Origin of the sequence: Mucilaginibacter conchicola (assembly GCF_003432115.1) — a bacterium.
In the GTDB taxonomy this organism is placed as follows: domain Bacteria; phylum Bacteroidota; class Bacteroidia; order Sphingobacteriales; family Sphingobacteriaceae; genus Mucilaginibacter; species Mucilaginibacter conchicola.
The window spans coordinates 198,104-219,285 of record NZ_QWDC01000002.1 but is presented as its reverse complement, the minus strand read 5'-3'; the positions used below and the strand labels follow the sequence as shown (position 1 = coordinate 219,285).

Sequence of the window (21,182 nt, the reverse complement as noted above, 5' to 3'; positions counted from 1 at the left end):
GTTCTATTCGAAATAGTTTAAAGTTTTAAAGCCACCTTTTTTCATGTGCTCATCTTTTTTGGCCAGGTGAAGGTCAGACTGTACCATATCTGTCACCAATGCCTGCAAATCATAAGTTGGCTCCCAGTTTAACTGTTTTTTAGCTTTTGACGGATCGCCTATCAACAGGTCAACCTCAGTAGGGCGGAAGTATTTAGGATCAACACGTACAATGGTTTGGCCAAATTTCAATGCTTCGGTATTTAAACCCAACGATGCAGCTTTATCCTGATCTATGTCAACTATTACACCTTTCTCGTTCTCGTCTTTGCCGCTAAACTCAACCTCTATACCCAGTTCGCCAAAAGCCATCCTGATGAAATCACGCACGGTGGTGGTTATGCCGGTAGCAATAACATAATCTTGCGGTTTATCCTGCTGCAACATCAGCCACATGGCAACAATGTAGTCTTTGGCGTGGCCCCAGTCGCGTTTGGCATCAAGGTTACCCATGTACAGGCAATCTTGTAAACCTAAACCAATTTTAGCAACAGCGCGGGTAATTTTACGGGTAACAAAAGTTTCGCCGCGTATAGGGCTCTCGTGGTTAAAAAGGATACCGTTGCAGGCATACATATCATAAGCCTCGCGGTAGTTCACTATTATCCAGTAACCGTAAAGTTTAGCTACTGCATACGGCGAACGCGGGTAAAATGGTGTGGTTTCGCTTTGCGGAACATGTTGTACCAAACCATACAACTCTGATGTTGATGCCTGGTATAAACGTGTTTTTTTAGTAAGGCCTAAAAGGCGGATAGCTTCTAATATGCGCAGTACGCCAATACCATCGGCATTTGCAGTATATTCCGGCGACTCAAAACTTACCTTAACGTGGCTTTGAGCACCAAGGTTATAGATCTCATCAGGCTGAATTTCCTGGATGAGGCGCGTTAAATTCATTGAATCTGTAAGATCGCCGTAGTGCAGAAAAAACTTGTTTCCGCTTACATGCTGATCGTGGTACAGGTGGTCTATCCTGTCGGTATTAAAAGACGAGGCACGGCGTTTAATACCATGTACCTCATACCCTTTTTTTAGTAGAAACTCTGCTAAATACGCACCATCCTGTCCGGTAATACCGGTTATCAAAGCCTTTTTCATTCACAAACTTAATAAAGTGCAATATTATCAAATTAATTGTAAAAGCTTGTAATAACGGGCGGGTAAGCTGTATGTTTAAAGATGTTCTACAGCATCTTCCAGCTCGCGGTACCATTCTTCGCCATATTTGCGGGTAAGCGGGCCTTTTAAAAACTCGTGCACACGCACTTTTAGCTCGTCGCCAAAAGAGCAGGCCGGGCTGCAAATGTTCCAGCGATCATAATTTAAAACGTCAAACTCGGGGTATGCAGTTATACGGATAGGATATAAGTGGCAAGAGATGGGTTTTTGCCAGGTAATATCACCTGCTTCGTAAGCTTTCTCAATGGCACATTTGGTGATGCCGTTTTCCCAGGTTACGTAAGCGCACTCCTTATTTGTATCTACACATGGCGTTGTGTAATCGCCTTCAAAATCGGTAACGTGGGTGCCGGTAGCTTCAATAGTAGCTACTCCTTTGGCAGTCATATAAGGTTTTACCTTTGGGTAGATATCTTTTAATATCTGCAATTCATCATGGTTAAGCGGCGCGCCCGAATCGCCCTCGAGGCAGCAAGCGCCTTTGCACTTGTTTAAATTGCAAACAAAGTTATTTGATACTACTTCTTCATGCACCAGCACACTACCAACTTCTATCATCATATCGTATTATTTTTTTACAGGGTTAAGCGGATATTTTAAACCGCTGGCCTGTGTAAGATCCATTGTTAAACTGCCTACAATTATTTCTACGTTGGCTTTAATCGGGATACGGTTCTTATCATCCGTAATCCACAAATATAGCTTACTGTTCTTTTTAAATATACGGCCGGGTATAATTGTAGGGCTAAATTTTAAACAGTTAAAAGTACCCAGCCCGCATTTTACCTGTTCTTTACCCAGGTAGGTGATGGTAAGCGCATGAATGCCATCTTCCAAAAAATAGCGCAAAGTTAATACTTCGCCAATTTTAAGCCCTGTGATATCAATGTTACGTGCATAGTAATAGCACGACAGAAAATCGAACACATCGCCCGTAAACGGGAACTGGCCTTTATCTGCCGTAATGATATTCTTGCTATGATCAAACGTAACCTTATCAGAGTGGCGGTATTTAGCCTCCTTACGGGTCTCTGAGTAATAATAGGGCAGTAGTGTTACAGGGTCAATGTAACTATGGTATTCGTTTTTTACATTGAAAAGGAAATTGAACGTACCTACTGTTTTAGCCTGTGCGTTGATATGTAAAGCCGAGTGCCCATCAAACTTCAACGGACTATCCTCAACCTTAATAACGGTTTCTGCCGCGCTTAAAAAGCCGTAGCGTAACTTGTAGGTAATCTGCTCGCCGGCCTTAAAGGCGTTCTCTTTGATTTTTGTAACCTGCTCTTGCGCCCACGCGCCCGCCGTACTGTAAACTATCAGCAAAAAGGCGCTAAAAAATTTCTTCATTTGTGGGGTATAGACGCAATTACCGTGCTACGGTTTAATCCTTATTGGCCTCACCTAAATCATCTCCAAGGGAGAGGACTTAAGCTCTTTGTTACTACCCTCTCCTTTGGAGAGGGCAGAGTGAGGCCTAATCCTTACGTTTGTAGATAGGTACTGTTGAGCAAGGCTCACCAAACATTAAACTTTTTGCTACAGGCGTTAATTTCTGTGTAAGCTCAACGTAGGCCGATACGGGTACCGGTACATCGCCGCAGCCTTTTATAACAATGCGCTGGTCGCGGTATTGTTCAACATCAAGGTTTTTTGCGGCTTTAACAAATAGCACGGTTTCCAGTACCTCGGCATCGCCAAAAACAACTTCTTTGGCATAAGGTGCCATCTTGTTAGCCAATAGCATGTACGCCCAGGCCGGTACAATAGCATCGGCTGTGCAGGTAACGGCAACGTATTTATCCTGGTACTGTGCCCAGTCGTGGTTTTTTACAAACTCCCGGAAATCTTTCTCTTTAAGAATAAGCCCGTGAAACAGGTTGTCTTTTATATCGTAAACTACGCGTTCGCCTTCAACATAAAATTGTGCAGGGTCTAAAGTAACCAGCCCGCTTTGTGCAACCTTGTTGATGATGTTTTCCTGTATTTCCATGACTTGATGCCCTCTCTGTATAAAATAAAAAATCCGGCAGTGCTATAACGCAGCTGCCGGATGTAAAATTACTTTAAATTTATGTTACAAGAACTTAGCTCTGTTATCTTTTACATTAGCCTTATCTTTCAGGGCATCCAATACTGATCCGGGAGTGCGCTGCGCCAATGCCTGGCTAAGCTGTTGTTTCTCGCGTACGGTGTTGGTTAATGCTGCAGGGTTAGCAAAGCTCTCCACTACGTAAACATACACACCAGACTGGCCTTTAACCGGTGCTGATAATTTGTTTGGCTGCGAACCAAAGATAGAACCTACCAATTTGAACTCTGCTGATGAACCTGGGATAACCGGGTTAGCAAATACAATGTTTTGTACAGGAACTACCTTGCTGCCAGCTTTTTGAGCAACCTGGTCAATTGAAGTGGCACCGCTTAATGCAGCCTGGAATTTCTCTGCCAGTTGTTTGCCTTTAACATCAACTAATACAGCCGGGGCAATTTGTTTTTTAACAGCATCTAAAGGTAATGCACCTTGAGGTTTGATGTTGCTTAAGCGCGCAACAATGTACTGATCGCCTACTGCAAATACCTGGTCGCTTACTGCACCTTTATCTGCACCGAAAGCCCATTTAACTACCGGGCGGGCATTGTCAAGGCCTATAAGGCTTGATGCTACACCGGTTACATCATCAGATGATTTAACAGTTAAACCGGCTTTTTTAGCCTGTGCGGCAAAATTTTCTGAGTTAGCAGTGCTTAAAAACTGTTGTGCTTTTGCATAAACAGCATTTTGGGTTTCGCTGCTTGGTGCTAATGATTTATCAACCACGGCAACTTTAACCACTTTTGATGAACCTTTTTGGCTCTCGATGTTTAAAAGGTGAACGCCGTATTGTGATTTAACAACTACTAAATCACCAGCTTTACCGTCAAATGCAGCATCTTCAAACGCAGGGATCATAGCGCCACGGCCAAAAGTACCAAGGTCGCCACCTTTAACAGCAGAGTTTTTATCGATTGAATAGGTTTTAGCCAACTCATCGAATGACTTACCACCCTGGATCAATTTTTTCAATGAATCTGCTTTGGCAACCGCTTTATCCATACCGCCTTCGGTAGCCGGGTTTAAAAGGATGTGACGTGCTTTTACTGAATCGGGGCCAACTTTAGAATCAATAAGTTTTGCAATTTTGTATTTGCCGCCTGCAAGGTAAGGGCCGTAAATAGCACCTTTTTCTGCAGTAAACATTACTGAATCAAGCTTTGGCTCTAACTGGCCTTTTTTAGCAAATACTAAAGGCGCTTTAGTTTCAGCGTTTATCTGAACAAATAATGAATCGTTAGTACTTGCTTTAAAAGAAGCAGCTAATTTTTCAACCTGATCTTTGATGGCAGCGCTATCTTGTTTAGATGGTGCAGCGTTAAAGCTTACATAATCAAAGCTGCGGGTCTCTTCAGGGTTTTTAAACAGGCCTTTGTGCTCGTTATAGTAAGTATTGTAATCATCATCAGTTAACGTGATCTTGTTATCAGGGATAGAAGCGTAATCCAATACAGTGTATTTGAAGTTAGCCAACTTGTTTTTGTCTGTATAATCGTCTTGTGCTTCAAGCGAGTTAACATATAGGCCATTGCTTACTAAAGCAACATATTTTTGTTGTCTTTTAGAATCGATAACGTTTTTAACGAATTGACCCCATCTTTCAAACTCTGCAGCCGGAACTTTACCAGAGTTGATGTAGGTAAGGAATTGGTTAAGTTTAGCCTTATCAAACTTACCGCTCTCATCCATAAACTGGCTTTGTATCTGTTGGTCGGGGTTGTTACCGGTTATCATTGAAGCTGTTTCAGCATCACCTACAACAAGGCCCAATCTTTCGATCTCTTTTTTTAACAGGATACCGGTTAACAACTGGTTCCATGTAGTGCTTTGGATATAGTCGGTAACCTGTGGGGTTAAAGGCTGGTTGTACTGTTGCTTAAATTGCTCAGTACTTGTTTCAATCCTTTGACTAAAATCTTTGTAATCAATTTTTTCGCCGTTAACTTCTGCAACGGTGGTTGCATCGCCTCTTAAGAATGAACTACCGGTGTGTATTACTTCACCAGCAACAAAAGCCAAAAGTGCTAATCCAATAACAACTGCGAGAATTTTTCCCATCCTGTCTCGCAGATAACTCATGATACCCATACAACTATTCTATGTAATTTTATATTTTTCTTTTAAAAAAGAGGCGCAAGATACAATTTTTACTAAACTTTTATTATACAAAAGTTTGCGTAATTATTTGAGTTTTATTGTGTAGGATCGCCCTCTACGTGGATAATAGCAGTGGCGTTTTGAAATATCGGATTTTTAAGTCCAACGCTTTCAAAACTGGTGCCTTCCATTTGGTCGCCGGTAGGCTTTGTCATTAACACTTTTTGGTTGGAGTATACCTTATTCGTCTTGCGGTCCCAAAGCAGTTCTTCTGATTGATACTTGGTTCCCTCATCATTTACGGCAACAACGTTTTTTTTGAATTTTACCAACTCTTTTGCGTCATAAAAGTAACCGGTATCGGCAGTTATTGTACCTTCCGGTTTGGTGTTGCCGTTAAACAAGATAACTTTTACGCCATTGGGCATAAATTTATGGGCCAAACTATCTTTGGTATCGTACTCTAAAAGCAAGGGAGTTAACAGGCGTGCTTTTAGTTTAGATGAGTCGTTAACTATCATGTCAACGCCGGTGGTGCGCTGTATAGGTTTTGTTGCATCAGCTGCAGCAATGGCCCTTACCTTGTTAAGATCGTTCTCGCAAGCGCTTAGCAGCAGGCCAATGAATAACACCGGCGTGTAAAGCAAACATTGTTTAAGCAGTCCGCTTTGCATCAGGCAAAATTAATCAAACTTGTATTTTTGGAACCACTTATCGTTAAGCGTGAATGATAAGTGCAGGTTGATGTAGTTTTCTTTTATCAACCCGTTCACCAATGTACCGCGTTTACCAAGCTCAGCACCGATATTTATTTTATAAAAACTGCTATTGTTGGCCCTTAATGGTAAGCCCAGGCCTGCGGTTATAGCATAACGTTTAATATCGGTGTTATTGATGTTAAGGTACGTTTTATCGTAAATGAAACCCAGGCGGTAATCTACTGATGCGAAGTAGTTATTAAGTGAGTTTGAGTTTGGCGTTATCTGCCCACCAACATTAATGGTACGGCTATCTTGCAGGCCTTTGTTTGCGCCGGCAAAGGTAAGTTTAGACCAATTGCTCATGGTATAATCTGCACCGATCAAATACTTGCCATCATACTGGTATGATACCCCAAAGCGGTTAATATTTGGCAGCCTTATTTTAGCTGATGCCTGTTGGTTATTTACCGAGGTATCTGTAGCCACACCTTCATCTCCATTGGTATCACGGAAATAGCTGCTTACAATGTAGCTGCGCTGGCTGTTAAGGCTGGTACCTGCAGCACCCGAGTAACCAAAGGTTAGGTGTTTACGTGCCGAAAAATCAAACGCGTATTGTACACCGTATTCGTAATTCCATCCTTTTATGCTGTTGCTTTCCTCAATACGTGAGTTATGCACGCCGGCAAGGTTGGGTATTTCGGTTGATTGTGTTTCTTTTAAGTTACCAAAAATATATGCTGCATTAGCACCTACAGACAGGTGCCTGCCTATCATGAAACCATAACCAACGTGGAAACGGGTAAGGCCGCCATCGCCGTTATAAAGGTAGTTAACGGCATTGGTATCGGCAGCGGTGCCGCTACCCAGGTTTGGAGAAACAGATCTGTAGCTGTAACCCAACTCGCTGTATGGCATTAAACCAAAGCTAAGTGCCGAACTCCTGGTTACAGGTATAGCAAAAGCAATATGGTTTAACCTGAAGTTTGAGTTGGTTTGGGGTGCAACGCCGCTTTTCTCTAATTTATTAAAGCTACCATAAACACCTATATCAATAGTAGTTAAGTTTACCGAAGCGTATGATGCCGGGTTTAGCATATTAACATTGTTGAAACCACTGATGCGGTTAGTAGCAACGCCAATGCCACCCATGGCAATATTTTGAGGCAGCAACGCAGGATTGATATCGCCTAAACCATAGCGTGAGTATGGAGAACTGGTAGTGGCCGTACTTTGCGCTTTAACGCTAAGTGTTGCTGTGCTAAGTAGAAATAGTGCCGGTAATAACCTTAAATATTTAGTCATTATGCTGTTGTATCGCTGCATTTAATCCTTTAAGAACCAGGTATGGTTCAATTTTAATATAGGGGGCAAAGATGCTATTTTTCAATAGAGTATCAAAAAAAATACTGTCGCCCCCGTGCAGTATTATGTTGTACCCGGCACCCTGTTTTACATATTCAGATATGAACCCTTGCAGCTCATATTTTATCCCGTTTTGTATGCCCGACTGTATAGCCGAGGCGGTATCATCACCATAGTTAGCACCGAAATTTTCATCGGCATTTAGCAGTGGCAATGCTGCGGTAAAATGGTTAACCGCTTTATAACGCATATTTAAGCCCGGTGATATACTGCCGCCAAAATAATTTGCGCCGGTATCAACAAAATCATAGGTGATGCAGGTGCCTCCGCCTATAATAATGTTGTTTTGAGTAGGATATAAATGATGCGCCCCAATTACAGCAGCCCATCTATCGGCGCCAAGTGTTTGGGGTGTTTTATAGTGGTTATTTATGCCTGCCTGTACCAGGCCATTAAACTTTAACACTTTAAAGTTATTGGCAAGCAAGGTTTGCCAGGCTTCTTCGTTGTGTTTTACTGATGATATGATCACCTTTAAAATGCTGTGTTTCTCCAGCATCGCTTCAACATCGCTCACCTCAACCTGGTCATATTGTTTGGCCTCTATCAGATCATCGTTCTCAAAAACGGCAATCTTGGTTAAGGTATTACCAATATCAACAGCCAGGTTCAGCATTAAGCGTTTGACAGTGACAGTATCGATTCAAATATGGCTATACCATCCTCATTGCCTACAAGGCCTTCGGCAGCACGCTCGGGGTGCGGCATAAAGCCAAACACGTTGCGGCCTTTGTTGGTAACACCTGCAATGTTTTCTAATGAACCATTAGGGTTACTCTCATCAGTAATGTTACCGGCTACGTCACAGTAGCGGAACAATACCTGGTCGTTATCGTTAATGCTTTTTAGTACATCAGCATCGGCAAAATAATTGCCCTCGCCGTGTGCCAAAGGTATTTTAAGCGCGCGTTGCGGATCGATACCCTGCGTAACCATTGAGTTTTGGGTTTGCGCTTTTAAGTAAATATTGCGGCAAACAAACTTGCGGTTCTTGTTATGCAACAGAGCTCCCGGAACCAAACCAGCCTCGGCCAGTATCTGGAAACCGTTACAAATACCCATTACTTTACCGCCTTTGGCTGCAAACTGGATAACCACTTGCATAATAGGTGAAAAACGTGCGATAGCGCCGGAACGCAGATAATCGCCGAAAGAGAAACCGCCGGGTAATACAATAAAATCAGCACCTTGCAGGTCATGGTCTTTATGCCATAAACGAACTACTTGCTGCCCCATCACATTTTGAAGAACGTGGATGATATCTTCATCACAATTTGAACCCGGAAAAATTACTACGCCAAATTTCATGTTACAAAGCTAACATAACCGCTGAAATTTGGACGAATGTAATAGTTAAAAAGTGTTAAACTGGAAATATATAATGCTGATAAGCAGTAGTAAATACAAGCTCTCGTAAAACCATTTGCGGCTTGCATAGGCAAAATAATACGCCAGGAACACCGCAGCAGGCACTGCGCACAAAACAAAGTGCGTTAAACTGAATTGGCTTTTTACATAGAATGACAGGCCCGCAATTATAAATATCACCAAGAGTAACTGGAACGATTTGCGTACCTGAACGTAACTTTTATAATAGTTTTTCTGGAAATGGAACAGGAACAAACCGATAATAATGATAACCGGTATAAGCACTAAATAGTTAAGATATTTGATGTTGATGCTATTAGGAAACTTGGTGCCCAGCGGCGCCCATATCTGGTAAAAGCTACCCAGCCTGTTATTGAGGTAATAGAATACCGCAAAGAAGAAGAAAACAGTAACATACCCCAGGATGCCTGAGATCCACTCGCGCCAGTTAAAGGGTTTAAAAATAACCAGGCCCAGCCATATAGCCAGGAAAAGATATATATAAGGCAGATAAATGATAGAGCCAAGCGCTACGATCATCCCCAGATCATAGGCGGTTGACTTGGCATCGTCGCCCTTGTAGAAACTGAAGAGTTTAAACAGCATCCATATCAACAGGAAATTACAAAGCAAAGGAGCGCTCAATATTAAAAACTGCGGAAACAATGCCGTAACGGTTACATACATCAACGATGGTAAAAAAGTTGACCTGCCCAACAAGTTGTATTTATTCACCAAAAAGTTGAGCAGCACAGCTTGCCCAAGAACTACTAACCCGGCCAGGCAAACATTCTCAAAAGGAGATAGGGCGTATTCATAACCAACAGGCAGCAGCAGGCGTGCAAAAGGCTCAACAAAAACAAACTGAAGCTTATCGGGCGCCTCGGCAATGTAGCCCATGCGCAATACAAACACCAGGATAGCCAGCCAAAGGATGTTAAGCGGATTAAATGACTTAAAAAGATTGATCATAGCGTTACCTGAGGCGGTAAAATTAGCAGAAATAGATGGAAATAAAAGGGGAGAGTGACGGGCTGTAATAACTATGTTATTGTGAGTGATAGTGCGGCAATCTAAAAAGATAAAACGTCATGCCGAATTTATTTCGGCATCTCACACGCTGAGCTTGTGCTATGATTAACAGTTAGTCCGCTCAATTGCCGCGGATGGCTGTTACTTTGTCTTGGTACAAAGTAACCAAAAATCAAGTCAGCAAAGAGGCTTCTTTGCCGCACAAGGCCTTCGCCCTGCAAACGGGCAGAACCACGGGCTGGAAATCTCTTACTCCACTTCTCGGGCCATCGCTTCAGTAATAGATTTCGCAATGCCCTTGCGTCCGCACAAGGCCATCATAGTTCTGCCCGCTTTCGCCCGAAGCTTTTGTGCTGACAGGAGATGAAGAGGGAATACAGGCATGACGCTATCGAAAAAATGCGACATAGTGTAACGTGCGGGTAGCACAGGCATTGCTAAAGCAAAAACATTGTAGCGCGTTACCAAGTCGCGAGTTTTTTCTTTGGTTACTTTCTTTTTAGCGGAAAAAAAGAAAGTAACATCCACTGACGACTCAAATTACTCGAACCATCCTAACGAAGAACTGATACGAACCTTGCTCGGTATTTTCAGAGATGTGAAAACTAACTTGTGGGATGCCGAAACAAGTTCGGCATGACGGTTTTAGACTTCTTGATTATCTCTGCCTTGCGTACTTCTTTACCATATCATCAACTATCTGTGCTGTCTCATCAGGGAAATCAACCACCACGCGCTTATCATCGGCAAGCCAGTTGTTTACACGGGAGACAAAATTATGATCAATGGTAGGCACTACTTCAACACCCAATCGGGATGCTGAAAGGGCGTTACACTGCTGCTCGTACTGGCCTTTCATAGGTATCATCAGTACTTTTTTGCCCAGGTAAAGTGCCTCGGCAGGGCCTTCGAAGCCGCCGCCGGTAAGCAGGCCGGTACAGCTGGCAAGGCTGGCATTAAAGGCTTCGTTATTTACAGGAAATATATGAACGTTGCCTTCGCGGTATGGGGTTTTCTGGCGCTTGCTAAAGATTTGCCATTCCACGTCGCTGGTTTGGCTAAGGTGCTTTACCAGGGTTTTATCGCTGTAGGCAGGCAGGTAAACGGCGTAGTGGCCTTTATCAGATGTTTCCATCTTGCGGATATCACTGCGGATAACAGGCGTATGTATAAAATCATCATAACGCTCAAAGTGGAAACCGATATGGTGCGTGGTAGGCGAGTAGTATTTAAACAACCACTCGGCATAGTTCCATTTTTTAGGGCGAGGGGTTTTATCAGATACAAATGAACACTGGTGACTTAATGATACCGAAGGTACTTTCTGCAAACGGCAGGCCCATGCACTTACGGGTTCAAAATCATTAATGATGAGGTCATAGTCATTCAGCGGCAGGCTGTGCATATCCTTCCATAGCTGGCTCAGGTTCATGATCTTAAAGGTGGCCCAGTTATCTACACCGCCGTTCTTTCCAAAAACAAAGCTAAATCCGTGGAATTTATATTTAAGTGGTTGAGCCAGGCTAACCTCGGCCTCGGTGCCGCTAATGAGCAGGTCAACCTCGCCATATTGTTGCAGCAGAGGCACCACCTCGCGGGCGCGGCTAATGTGGCCGTTGCCTGTACCCTGTATACCGAACAATATTTTCATGAGGTTAGAATTTGGGGCAATTTAAGAAAGATATATTTCATGTAATAAATCAATTCAAAATGTCAAAAGCGTAATGCTATGGGGGAGTTATAATTTGTATTTTTAAGGATGATTGAATTAACTATTGGCATACTTGGTTTGATTGTCGCTGGGTTGACCTATAAAAAGACATTTTTAGAAAAACCTAAAGCAGAACTTGAACATTTAGTTTTACAATTTAAGATGACACAGCGAAAATCAATTGAGGTAAGAACTAAGTTGAGAGAATATGCAGAAGAGCATCAAGCATATTCAAAAGAGCTATTCTCAGGAATAACCATTGGGTCGTATTTAATCATGTTAGAAGAATCATATAACAAAAATTTGAACGATGATTTGTTGATGCAAATAAAAGAACTCAACCCATCCAAATTGATTTTAGATTCAATGAATAAAAGTCTTGGCGATCAAGTTAATGCTCTCATTCAAGTCGAAAATTTAATTTGGTCGTTGGAACTTAAATCCAAAGATGAATCCGCATTGTGATTTAGTGCGTTTCCTGCTTAAATCTTTCTAATAGTATGCGTACGTCCAGTTTGGCGTCAAGGTCTTCGGCATCGGTGTGGTCGTCGTCTTCGGCTTCCTGTTTAAAATCGTCGGCCTGGTATTTAAAGATCTCCCACTTGTTATTGTTATACTCCAATGCAGTAAGGCTCTCCACCCAGTCGCCACTATTAAGGTAAGTTACCGAGCCTGCACCGTTTGTAGATTGTATGGTGCGCATCTCGGCGTGGTGAATGTGCCCGCATATCACGTAGCTGTATGCTTTCTCAACGGCCAGGTCGGCAGCGGTTTGCTCAAACTGGTTTATGAATTTAACGGCATCCTTAAACTTAGCCTTCACCTTTTGCGAAAAGCTCATTTTTGGTTTACCAATGGTGGTGAGGAACCAATTGGTGAAACTGTTGATGAGGATAAGCGTATCGTACCCGATAGCGCCCAGCTTAGCCAGCCATTTTGAGTGCTGCATGGTAACGTCAAACACATCGCCATGGAAGATCCATGCTTTGCGGCCATCAATATTCAGTACAATTTTATCAAGTAGCTGGAAGGTGCCCAGGTTAAAGTCGGTAAACTTACGCAGCATTTCATCGTGGTTGCCGGTGAGGTAGTAAACCGGTACGCCCTCGGTAACAAACTTAAGAATGCGGCGCACCACCTTCATGTGAGCCTCGGGCCAGTATGATTTGCTGAATTGCCAAATATCGATGATATCCCCGTTAAGGATAAGCATTTTTGGCTTTATACTTTTGAGATATTTGAGGAGTTCTTTTGCGTGGCAGCCGTAGGTGCCCAGGTGTACATCAGATATAATTACAATATCAACTTCGCGCTTTGCCATCTAAACTGTGAGGCCGGCATGGCCTGTTAATTTCAATTAATATTGGCTGGCGGTGCTAACGGCTCAGAAAGATTTTTCTTCCTCGTCGTCTTCATTAACCTTTAGTTCGTAAGGGCTTATATAGAATGCACCGAGCAATACCAGTAATCCTATTACAAACAAGTAAGTAAATTCAAAATTCATCTTTCCTTATTTTTACAAATGTCGGGTAATCAAATTATTATAATGTTAAGACTGCATTAAATGTAAAAGGTTACGTACCCTTCGCAAATAAAATTTTACATGCATTTAAACATGCCTTACTAACACATAAATATCGACTTGGTTTATGAAAAGGGGATGAAACGCAACGTTAAGATTTGTTAAAATTTTTACCGATTCGCTGCAGCTGCTTCAGATGATGTTCCAGATGGATACGCATAAATTTTAACCACTGCAGGGCGGTAAGCATGCCCATGCGCGGGTGCTTATATTTTGATTGCGGTTTAGCTTCTTTTATCTGCCCGGCAATCCCGTCTACACGTTTGCGCACTTTTATGATGAGGTTTTTGGCTTCTTCCTTGTCAATCTTTTTAACGTTGCCCGTCTCTGGTGGAGATTTGAGTTTAAAAGGCGGGAAACTGCCCATGAGCAAAGTATAATGGCCTATCAGCGTAACTCCATCTTTAGTAGGCTGGCAATTATTATGGCTGCAACGCTCCAACGCTATGCTGGCGCCAAGCGTAGCTTTTAATATATGGTCATAAACCTCGGCATAGCTCCAGCCGCCGATAGGCGGCGTTTCGGCAAAACGGTCGTCGCTAAAATCATCAAGAAGGCTGCGGTAGCTGCTTAGTGCCTCATCAATGGCGCGGCGCTCTTTAACTGGATTCATAACATTAAAGTTAACAATAAAATTGTTGCAGAGGTTTCGTACCTACGGCACGAAAAGATAATTGTTTGCTGATCTACCGACCTTTTGCCCCGATGGGGCGACCTTACGTCTTTTTATTAACGTAAGACCTGAGGTAAATTGCTATAGAGTTTTCGTACCTACGGCACGAAATTGAATCATTATTTGTTGTGCTACCGACCTTTCGCCCCGATGGGGCGATTTTAAAAGACATATAAACAGGCGCTCAGTAGGAGTTTAAGGTCGGTAGAAAGATAAATAGAGATTTCTTTGTGCCATAGATGCAACCTTTAAGTCTTTGATTTGAATAGAGAACTGGAAAGTCGCTCTGTAGGAGCTTAAGGTCGGTAGAAAAACAAAAAAGAGATTTTCTCTGCGCCATAGGTGCAAAACTAAAGAACTATTCCAGCGGCTTAAAAATGTACTTCACATCATAATCTACTTCAAATTTCTCAAGGAAATTCTTGTACTCTTCTAAAAATGAGGTTTTCTTATGATGCTCTTCCTGATTGGCAATATATTCTGCAACATTAGGTATTTGCGATCGGGAATACGAAAATGCGCCATACCCTTCCTGCCATCTGAATTTTCCTTTCGTAAACTTTTCTTTATTTATCCATTCCGAAGAATCACCTTTAACTATTCTCATCAAATCGGATATAGATTGCTCTGGCCGGAAGCCAACAAACAGATGCAGATGGTCGGGCATGCTGTTTATTGCAATCATCTTATGACCATGATTACGAACGATACCGGTGATGTATTCGTGTAGCCTTTCCTTAAAAGTTTGATGGATGAGCGCCTCGCGGAGTTTTACGGCTATTACAAATTGGATGTGTATTTGTGTGTAGGTGTTAGGCATGGTTATTTGTTTCGTACCTACGGCACGAAGGATTTTCGTATTGATTTTCTACCGACCTTTTGCCCCGATGGGGCAGTTCTTATTTCTTATCAATCGGATAGTAATTACCAATATAGGAATTTATAGGATTTCTGTGAACGAGAAGTTTTTTTGCTCTGTAGGAGCCAAAGGTCGGTAGCAAGATAGAATGTAATTTCTTTTGCGCCGTAGGTGCAAAACTTCTACAACATCACCATCAATTCCTCTAATCCACGTATCTGCACTTTTACATCATCCGGTTTCTCTAAATCAAACGGATTAAAATAAATGGCATCCATACCAACGCCCATGGCGCCGCGGATATCGGCCTCAATGCTGTCGCCTATCATCACGCTTTCCTCAATGGTGGCGCCGGCCAGCTCTACCGCGTGGCGAAAGATCTGCGGATCGGGTTTGTTAACGCCTACATCCTCAGAGATAATAAGGTTCTCGAAATAAACGCCCAGGTTACAGCCCTCTAACTTTAAAGCCTGCGAATCTTTAAATCCGTTTGATATCAAATGCAGCGTGTACTTATCTTTTAAATAGGCCAGCGTTTCGTGTGCGTGCGGAAACAGGTTGGTTTTGGTAGGGCAGGTTTTTACGTAGGCATCCTCAAAATCCGTGGGGATCTGTTCGGGGTTTAAACCCAGCTCAAGAAAAGTGCTTTTGAAACGGGCCTCGCGCAATGCAGCTTTGGTGATGTGCCCCAAATGGTATTGCGCCCACAATGCATGGTTATGGCGGGTATAGGTCTTAATAAAAACCTCGGGCGAGGCTACACCGATAGTTTCTAATCCATAAGAGCCGTAAAGTTCCTGCAGGGTTTCTTCGGCATTTTTATCAAAATCCCAGATGGTGTGGTCAAGATCGAAAAAGATGTGGCGGTATTGTTTCATGGCGATTAATGAACGCTGTAAAGCTAAACATAGTTTTATGAACGGTTGTCAACAGTTTATTTTATGACGGCATATTTAAAAACAAATTTCTAAATAGTAAATTAGGAGTATATGCTGCCACTACTCGTTGCCAAACAGATCCGCGAGGCGGACGCTTTCACTATTGCCCATGAACCGATTAGCTCTATCGACCTGATGGAACGCGCTTCAAAAGCATTTGTGAGATGGTTTATCAATCACTTTCAGGATAAAAAGCAAAGCATCACGGTTTACTGCGGCACCGGCAACAATGGCGGCGACGGGTTAGCCATTGCGCGCATCCTTGCCGATCATCATTACAAGAATCTGCAGGTAAAAATCACCCGTTTCTCTGATAAAGTAACAGACGATTTTAATGCCAACCTGCAACGCTTGCAGCAAACCAGCATCTCTGTAACGGAAATAAAAGCAGGCGAAACTAAGTTTAAAGAAAATGCCGATATCATCATAGATGCGATGCTGGGCAGCGGCTTAAACAAACCGCTCGAAGGGGATTATAAAAGCCTGGTTGAGTATCTGAATAGCTTAAATAAAACGATAGTTGCGGTAGACGTACCCACCGGTTTTTACACCGATGGCGAGATCCCTAAAGATACCACCATTTTAAAGACAGATATCACTATCACCTTTCAGCAGCCAAAGGTTAATTTTCTACTGCCGGAATCAGGGCCGTACATTAACTGCTGCGAGGTGGTGAAAATTGGATTGAACGAAAAGTTTATCCGGTCGGTTGATACGCCTTACTATTTTGTAGAGGAAGCAGATATCAACAGGATATTTAAACCCCGCCATCGTTTCAGTAATAAGGGTACTTACGGCCATGCGCTGATCATTGCAGGGAAAAATGAGACCATGGGGGCAGCGCTGTTAGCCTCATCGGCCTGTGCGCATGCCGGGGCTGGATTAACAACCGCATGCATCCCGCAAAGCGGGCTGGTTGCCCTCAATAGCTCCATGCCCGAGGTGATGGCCCTATTGCGTGAGGAAGATGAACTGCCCGAAATTGCCTGGGATAAATTTGCCGCCATTGGCATTGGCCCCGGTCTGGGTAAAAGTACGGATACCCTGCAATTGCTAAATGCCATTTTTGAGAACTATAAAAAGCCCGTGGTTATTGATGCCGATGCTTTAAATGTATTAGGCGAAAATCAGCAGCTGTTGACCGACCTGCCTGCCGGTAGTATCCTTACACCGCACATGAAAGAGTTTGATCGTTTGTTTGGCGAACATACCAGCTGGTGGCAGCGTATCCAAACGGCGAAAGCAAAAGCCAAAGAACTCAATATCTATATCGTTCTTAAAAACGATTACACCATTACGGCTACGCCGGATGAAAAACTGTATTTCAACTCTACCGGAAACCCTGCAATGGCAACAGGTGGCATGGGCGATGTGTTGACCGGCGTGATCACCAGTTTATTAGCGCAAAAATATTCACCGGAAGAAGCTTGTTTGTTGGGAATTTACATTCACGGGAAGGCGGGGGATGAGTTGGCATTACCCAACCGTATGCATGTGGTGTTGCCACAAAAAGTAATCAATCAGTTGCCAATTACCATGGCAAAATTAAAGGCATAAAAAAAGCGAATGCAAGTATAACATTCGCTTTTAAACTATTAACTGATCTTATAAAGAACTACATACTTCTAACTAACTGATGATATGACGCGCTGCGCGGTCATTCGTTACAGTTAACAACGCGAAATATTTAATTGTTTTATAATAAATATCATTTTTAACAAAAATTTAACATTTGGAAGCTGTTTTTGGATAAAAACAGACTATAAACATATTATTATAAGTACTTATATAATATTAAAATTGTCCTATTACAACCATTTGATCTAAAGTAGGATTAACGCTACCGCCTTTAGGCTCTAATGTTACCGCAAAGCCTTGGGCCAATGCTACATTTTTCATTTCTTTAACAATTGCACTGTCGGCAGCTGCGTTGTCAAACAATCCCATATCAACCGGTTTGCCTTTTACCAAAGCCCACAATTGGTATTCGTGTTTATCGTCGTGCTTTGGTAAGGTCATTGATTCCATATCAACCATTACCTTTTGGCTGCTCGGGTTCCAGGCCAGCATCATTGATGCTGCAGGTGTTTTAGGCAATCCTTTTAAACGTACAATACGGTAATTGCTATCGCGATATATTCTTAATTGATTGTCTTTAAAATTTACCTGGTTGGCAAATTTTGTTTTATCAGCCTGTAAAGTAGCTAATTGTGTGTTTGACTCCTGCAATTGGCTATACAAACTTACCATACCGTAAATGCTGATAAGTAATAGTGTTAAGCAGGCCGCAAAAGCATATTTATAAAATTGGGTACGTTTAGGCATGGTAATTACCTTATCGTCCTCATACTCCTCTTCGTCGCTGTGTTTGCGTTGTTTGGTAAATATGCGGTCGTCGCCAAGGTTAACCAATGTGCTGTTCACTATTTTGCCGCGCAAGCCTTCAGAGGGTTCAATAGCATGCTCTTGCGCAAACATTTCCAGAGATTGTTCAATTTCGGCAAGCTCTGTCTTCACGGCAGGATGTTCTAAGGCCATTTTTTCTACATCCAGCCTTTCTTCCGGACTAAGATCGCCCAGAACATAAAGTTCCAGCACCCCTGATTCAATATATGCCTTAACGTCTTTCACTATTCATTAAAATGTTTTCTGAGTTGTTGTATAGCCATTCTTAACCTTGTTTTAATGGTACCCAGCGGAACGTCCAGTTCTTCGGCTGCTTCCACATGGGTGTATCCTTTAAAGTAAACGAGGTCGAGAATTGCTCTTTGCTCAGGCTTTAGCGTTGCCACCATTTCCTTGATGCCTAACAATTCAGGATTGTAAACGGTATTCCTTTGTTCGTCAATGAAAGTTACGTTATTTTCCAGCTCTTGGTTTTTGCCCTGGTTCCTAAAATCTTTAGATCGTACTTTATCGATGGATAAATTGCGTGCAATGTTTACCATCCAGGTAAATAAACGGCCTTTATCGGCACTATAACTTGCAAATGAATTCCAGATCTTTACAAAAGTTTCCTGTAAAACATCTTCGGCAAATGCTTCCTCGGTAACAATACGTACTATAACACCATATAATGATGCCGAGTACATATCATACAGGGCCTCAACAGCAATTTTCTCGCGGTTGCGCAATGCCTGTATAAGGTCTTCCTCTGATAGTGATATTTTACGTTTGGGGCTCAATTGGGTGTAATATATAAAGGAAATATCACATGTCAAACAAATGTTTTTCTGCGTGATAAGAAGAACGTACAAGCGGGCCGCTTTCTACGTACTTAAATCCTTTTTTTAGTCCCCATTCTTTGTATGATGCAAACTGATCAGGGTGTATCCAGTCAATAACCGGGTGGTGGTTGCGGGTTGGTTGCAGGTACTGGCCAAGGGTAAGGATGTGTACACCGGCTTCTAACAGGTCGTCCATAGCCTCAAGCACATCTTCCTCGCGTTCGCCCAGGCCCAACATAATGCCCGATTTGGTTCTTAAGCCTGCAGCTGATATGCGGCTTAAGGCTTCTAAACTGCGATCGTATTTTGCCTGTATGCGTACCTCGCGGGTTAACCGGCGTACAGTTTCCAGGTTGTGCGAAACAACTTCAGGGCGTACGGCAATAACGCGGTCAAGGTTATCCCAAATGCCGCGGAAATCGGGCAGTAAAGTTTCTAATGTGGTGTCAGGGCTTTCGCGGCGGATAGCGTTGATGGTTTCAGCCCAGATGATAGAACCACCGTCTTTCAAATCGTCACGATCTACCGAGGTAATCACACAGTGTTTAACCTGCATTAGTTTTACCGAATTGGCCACACGCTCAGGCTCGTTGGTATCAACTGCCAGGGGCCTGCCGGTAGCAACCGCGCAGAAAGAGCACGAGCGGGTACATATATTACCCAATATCATGAAGGTTGCCGTACCGGCGCCCCAGCACTCGCCCATGTTTGGGCAATTGCCGCTTTCGCAGATGGTGTGCAGCTTATGCTCATCAACCAAACCGCGAACGTGCGCATACTCTTTTCCCACCGGAAGTTTCACTCTCAACCAATCCGGTTTACGTTGCGGCGGGGTTGCTGGTACTACTGGCAAATCAATCATGCCACAAAAATAGGGAAAAAGCAAGTAGGTGCATCCGCCGCTTTAATGAATATTACGCAGAAACGATAATGTGGTTTATCCTACCATGTCATTGCGAGGAGCGATAGCGACGTGGCAATCTCATAGGATGATCAGCAATGATGCGTACGGTAATTGTAGCCTATGAGATTGCCGCGCTACGCTCGCAATGACATGGTCGGATAGATTTATGTAAAACAAAAAAGTCCGCAGGCAACGCCTGCGGACTTTTTTGTTATCTTGATTCCTGACTCTAAGATTCCTGACTCTAAAAATCTTGCCTCTCCACTTAAGCCATTACACTCATCGCCTCATCAACAGAGATCGATCCGTGTGATTGGTCTAAGATGCATTCACCGTCTTTTATCACCAGCATCTGTGGTGATTCGTGATGTACCAGAAAATCCTGGGCAATTTTATTGGAAATGTCGCGATGCTGGATCAAGTCAAGGAAATATACCGGCATATCTGCAGGCAGGCTCTCCCAATCCATCTCAAAACGGCGTTTAGCCATCATGCTGATTGAACAGCGCGTGCTGTGTTTAAAAATAAGGCTGTAGCCCTGATTGTTTTTAATATTATCCAGCTGATCAGCCGTTTCCAACTTTGTCCATTCCATACCGCAAAAATAGGCTTATAAACTTTCTTATAAGTAAAAACAGTGTAAAACTACTTTGGTTTTTAAAATAAAAGCCTTGTATTAGCGGTGGTTAGGGTATGAACCATAAGCCGGGCAAAGTTTGTTTGAGCATGATGCCATGCTGCCCAATGCAAGCGCGATGATAGCAATGTAGAAGATCTTTTTCATGTATGTAATAAAGTCAATTTATACGATATCAGGCTTGCAAAGTTTCGTTCAGTTTAGCCATTTTAATGGCTGTTACTGCCGCTTCGTCGCCTTTGTTACCATGTTTACCACCGCTGCGGTCAATAGCCTGCTGCTGGTTATCAGTGGTTAATACCCCAAATATAACAGGTTTTGAATATTTTATAGCAACATTCGACACTCCATTTGCAACAGCATCGCAAATAAAATCAAAATGGCGCGTTTCGCCCTGTATAACGCATCCCAGGGTGATAACGGCATCAATTTTTTTATTTTTTAACAGTAGCTCTGCCCCGCTGGTAAGCTCAAAACTGCCGGGTACTGGGTATGAATGGATGTTCTCAGGCTTAGCGCCGTACTTGATCAGGCTGTTATAAGCACCCTGGTAAAGGGCATTGGTTATCTCTGCATTCCACTCGGCCACAACAATACCAAAGCTGAAGTTCTCGGCTGATGGTATTTCGCTTGCGGTAGAAAAATCGGACAGGTTTTTTAATTGAGTTGCCATTTCTTAAAATCTTTCAGGAGCCAAATATAATCCTTGTTA

23 protein-coding genes are annotated in these 21,182 nt (G+C 42.8%); 2 read left to right on the top strand and 21 right to left on the bottom strand.

What is annotated here, in order from left to right:
- Nucleotides 1-3: 3 nt before the first annotated feature.
- The 12 genes from gmd to D0C36_RS10550 all read right to left on the bottom strand — a co-directional run bounded on the left by gmd (nucleotide 4) and on the right by D0C36_RS10550 (nucleotide 11,590).
- Nucleotides 4-1,140 (bottom strand): GDP-mannose 4,6-dehydratase, encoded by a 1,137-nt coding sequence (gene gmd, locus D0C36_RS10605; protein WP_117391604.1) that lies wholly within the window; start codon nucleotides 1,138-1,140, stop codon nucleotides 4-6.
- Between the two features lie 75 nt (nucleotides 1,141-1,215).
- Nucleotides 1,216-1,779, bottom strand: a complete 564-nt coding sequence (locus D0C36_RS10600) for a DUF3109 family protein (protein ID WP_117392727.1) — start codon at nucleotides 1,777-1,779, stop codon at nucleotides 1,216-1,218.
- Nucleotides 1,780-1,788: 9 nt separating this feature from the next.
- Nucleotides 1,789-2,571: a DUF3108 domain-containing protein gene (locus tag D0C36_RS10595; RefSeq protein WP_117391603.1), complete on the bottom strand. Its 783-nt coding sequence runs from the start codon at nucleotides 2,569-2,571 to the stop codon at nucleotides 1,789-1,791.
- Between the two features lie 127 nt (nucleotides 2,572-2,698).
- Nucleotides 2,699-3,214: a DUF2480 family protein gene (locus tag D0C36_RS10590; RefSeq protein ID WP_117391602.1), complete on the bottom strand. Its 516-nt coding sequence runs from the start codon at nucleotides 3,212-3,214 to the stop codon at nucleotides 2,699-2,701.
- An 84-nt stretch (nucleotides 3,215-3,298) separates the two neighbouring features.
- The gene (locus D0C36_RS10585) at nucleotides 3,299-5,395 is read right to left on the bottom strand and encodes a peptidylprolyl isomerase (RefSeq protein WP_262512198.1); all 2,097 of its coding nucleotides are present in this window, start codon (nucleotides 5,393-5,395) and stop codon (nucleotides 3,299-3,301) included.
- A 113-nt stretch (nucleotides 5,396-5,508) separates the two neighbouring features.
- Nucleotides 5,509-6,087 (bottom strand): LPS export ABC transporter periplasmic protein LptC, encoded by a 579-nt coding sequence (gene lptC, locus D0C36_RS10580; protein WP_117391600.1) that lies wholly within the window; start codon nucleotides 6,085-6,087, stop codon nucleotides 5,509-5,511.
- A 9-nt stretch (nucleotides 6,088-6,096) separates the two neighbouring features.
- Nucleotides 6,097-7,419 (bottom strand): hypothetical protein, encoded by a 1,323-nt coding sequence (locus tag D0C36_RS10575; protein ID WP_117391599.1) that lies wholly within the window; start codon nucleotides 7,417-7,419, stop codon nucleotides 6,097-6,099.
- Nucleotides 7,412-8,155, bottom strand: a complete 744-nt coding sequence (locus D0C36_RS10570) for a type III pantothenate kinase (RefSeq protein ID WP_117391598.1) — start codon at nucleotides 8,153-8,155, stop codon at nucleotides 7,412-7,414. The genes D0C36_RS10575 and D0C36_RS10570 overlap by 8 nt, the downstream gene beginning before the upstream one ends.
- Nucleotides 8,155-8,847 (bottom strand): phosphoribosylformylglycinamidine synthase subunit PurQ, encoded by a 693-nt coding sequence (gene purQ / locus D0C36_RS10565; protein ID WP_117391597.1) that lies wholly within the window; start codon nucleotides 8,845-8,847, stop codon nucleotides 8,155-8,157. Before purQ ends, D0C36_RS10570 begins: the two co-directional genes overlap by 1 nt.
- A gap of 45 nt (nucleotides 8,848-8,892) precedes the next feature.
- Nucleotides 8,893-9,879, bottom strand: coding sequence for a DUF6427 family protein (locus tag D0C36_RS10560; RefSeq protein ID WP_117391596.1), 987 nt, complete (start codon nucleotides 9,877-9,879; stop codon nucleotides 8,893-8,895).
- A gap of 309 nt (nucleotides 9,880-10,188) precedes the next feature.
- The gene (locus tag D0C36_RS10555; protein ID WP_117391595.1) at nucleotides 10,189-10,467 is read right to left on the bottom strand and encodes a hypothetical protein; all 279 of its coding nucleotides are present in this window, start codon (nucleotides 10,465-10,467) and stop codon (nucleotides 10,189-10,191) included.
- A 130-nt stretch (nucleotides 10,468-10,597) separates the two neighbouring features.
- Complete coding sequence (locus D0C36_RS10550; RefSeq protein ID WP_117391594.1) at nucleotides 10,598-11,590, bottom strand: glycosyltransferase family protein; 993 nt, start codon at nucleotides 11,588-11,590, stop codon at nucleotides 10,598-10,600.
- 108 nt (nucleotides 11,591-11,698) lie between these two features.
- On the opposite strand from D0C36_RS10550, the gene D0C36_RS10545 reads away from it, so the two are divergent.
- Entirely contained in the window at nucleotides 11,699-12,115 is a 417-nt protein-coding gene (locus D0C36_RS10545; protein ID WP_117391593.1) for a hypothetical protein, read from the top strand.
- A 1-nt stretch (nucleotide 12,116) separates the two neighbouring features.
- Here the strand turns inward: D0C36_RS10545 and D0C36_RS10540 are convergent, their stop codons facing one another.
- From D0C36_RS10540 to D0C36_RS10525, 4 genes are all read right to left on the bottom strand, one after another.
- On the bottom strand, nucleotides 12,117-12,971 hold the full coding sequence (locus tag D0C36_RS10540; protein ID WP_117391592.1) for a UDP-2,3-diacylglucosamine diphosphatase: 855 nt from the start codon (nucleotides 12,969-12,971) through the stop codon (nucleotides 12,117-12,119).
- Between the two features lie 352 nt (nucleotides 12,972-13,323).
- Nucleotides 13,324-13,845: a DinB family protein gene (locus tag D0C36_RS10535; RefSeq protein ID WP_117391591.1), complete on the bottom strand. Its 522-nt coding sequence runs from the start codon at nucleotides 13,843-13,845 to the stop codon at nucleotides 13,324-13,326.
- 418 nt (nucleotides 13,846-14,263) lie between these two features.
- A complete protein-coding gene (tnpA, locus tag D0C36_RS10530) occupies nucleotides 14,264-14,725 on the bottom strand; it encodes an IS200/IS605 family transposase (RefSeq protein ID WP_117391590.1) in 462 nt (153 codons plus the stop codon).
- Nucleotides 14,726-14,946: 221 nt separating this feature from the next.
- Nucleotides 14,947-15,642, bottom strand: a complete 696-nt coding sequence (locus D0C36_RS10525; protein ID WP_117391589.1) for a YjjG family noncanonical pyrimidine nucleotidase — start codon at nucleotides 15,640-15,642, stop codon at nucleotides 14,947-14,949.
- Nucleotides 15,643-15,753: 111 nt separating this feature from the next.
- Between D0C36_RS10525 and D0C36_RS10520 the strand changes: the two genes are divergently transcribed.
- Nucleotides 15,754-17,259: an NAD(P)H-hydrate dehydratase gene (locus tag D0C36_RS10520; RefSeq protein ID WP_117391588.1), complete on the top strand. Its 1,506-nt coding sequence runs from the start codon at nucleotides 15,754-15,756 to the stop codon at nucleotides 17,257-17,259.
- 237 nt (nucleotides 17,260-17,496) lie between these two features.
- Here D0C36_RS10520 and D0C36_RS10515 read toward each other — a convergent pair whose 3' ends face one another.
- The 5 genes from D0C36_RS10515 to ribH form a co-directional block, all read right to left on the bottom strand.
- Complete coding sequence (locus D0C36_RS10515; RefSeq protein ID WP_117391587.1) at nucleotides 17,497-18,333, bottom strand: anti-sigma factor; 837 nt, start codon at nucleotides 18,331-18,333, stop codon at nucleotides 17,497-17,499.
- Nucleotides 18,333-18,887: an RNA polymerase sigma factor gene (locus D0C36_RS10510; protein WP_117391586.1), complete on the bottom strand. Its 555-nt coding sequence runs from the start codon at nucleotides 18,885-18,887 to the stop codon at nucleotides 18,333-18,335. Before D0C36_RS10510 ends, D0C36_RS10515 begins: the two co-directional genes overlap by 1 nt.
- 25 nt (nucleotides 18,888-18,912) lie before the next feature.
- The gene (lipA, locus tag D0C36_RS10505) at nucleotides 18,913-19,791 is read right to left on the bottom strand and encodes a lipoyl synthase (RefSeq protein WP_117391585.1); all 879 of its coding nucleotides are present in this window, start codon (nucleotides 19,789-19,791) and stop codon (nucleotides 18,913-18,915) included.
- Nucleotides 19,792-20,098: 307 nt separating this feature from the next.
- Nucleotides 20,099-20,428, bottom strand: coding sequence for a bacillithiol system redox-active protein YtxJ (gene ytxJ, locus D0C36_RS10500; RefSeq protein ID WP_117391584.1), 330 nt, complete (start codon nucleotides 20,426-20,428; stop codon nucleotides 20,099-20,101).
- 217 nt (nucleotides 20,429-20,645) lie between these two features.
- On the bottom strand, nucleotides 20,646-21,143 hold the full coding sequence (gene ribH / locus D0C36_RS10495) for a 6,7-dimethyl-8-ribityllumazine synthase (RefSeq protein WP_117391583.1): 498 nt from the start codon (nucleotides 21,141-21,143) through the stop codon (nucleotides 20,646-20,648).
- Nucleotides 21,144-21,182: the final 39 nt, after the last annotated feature.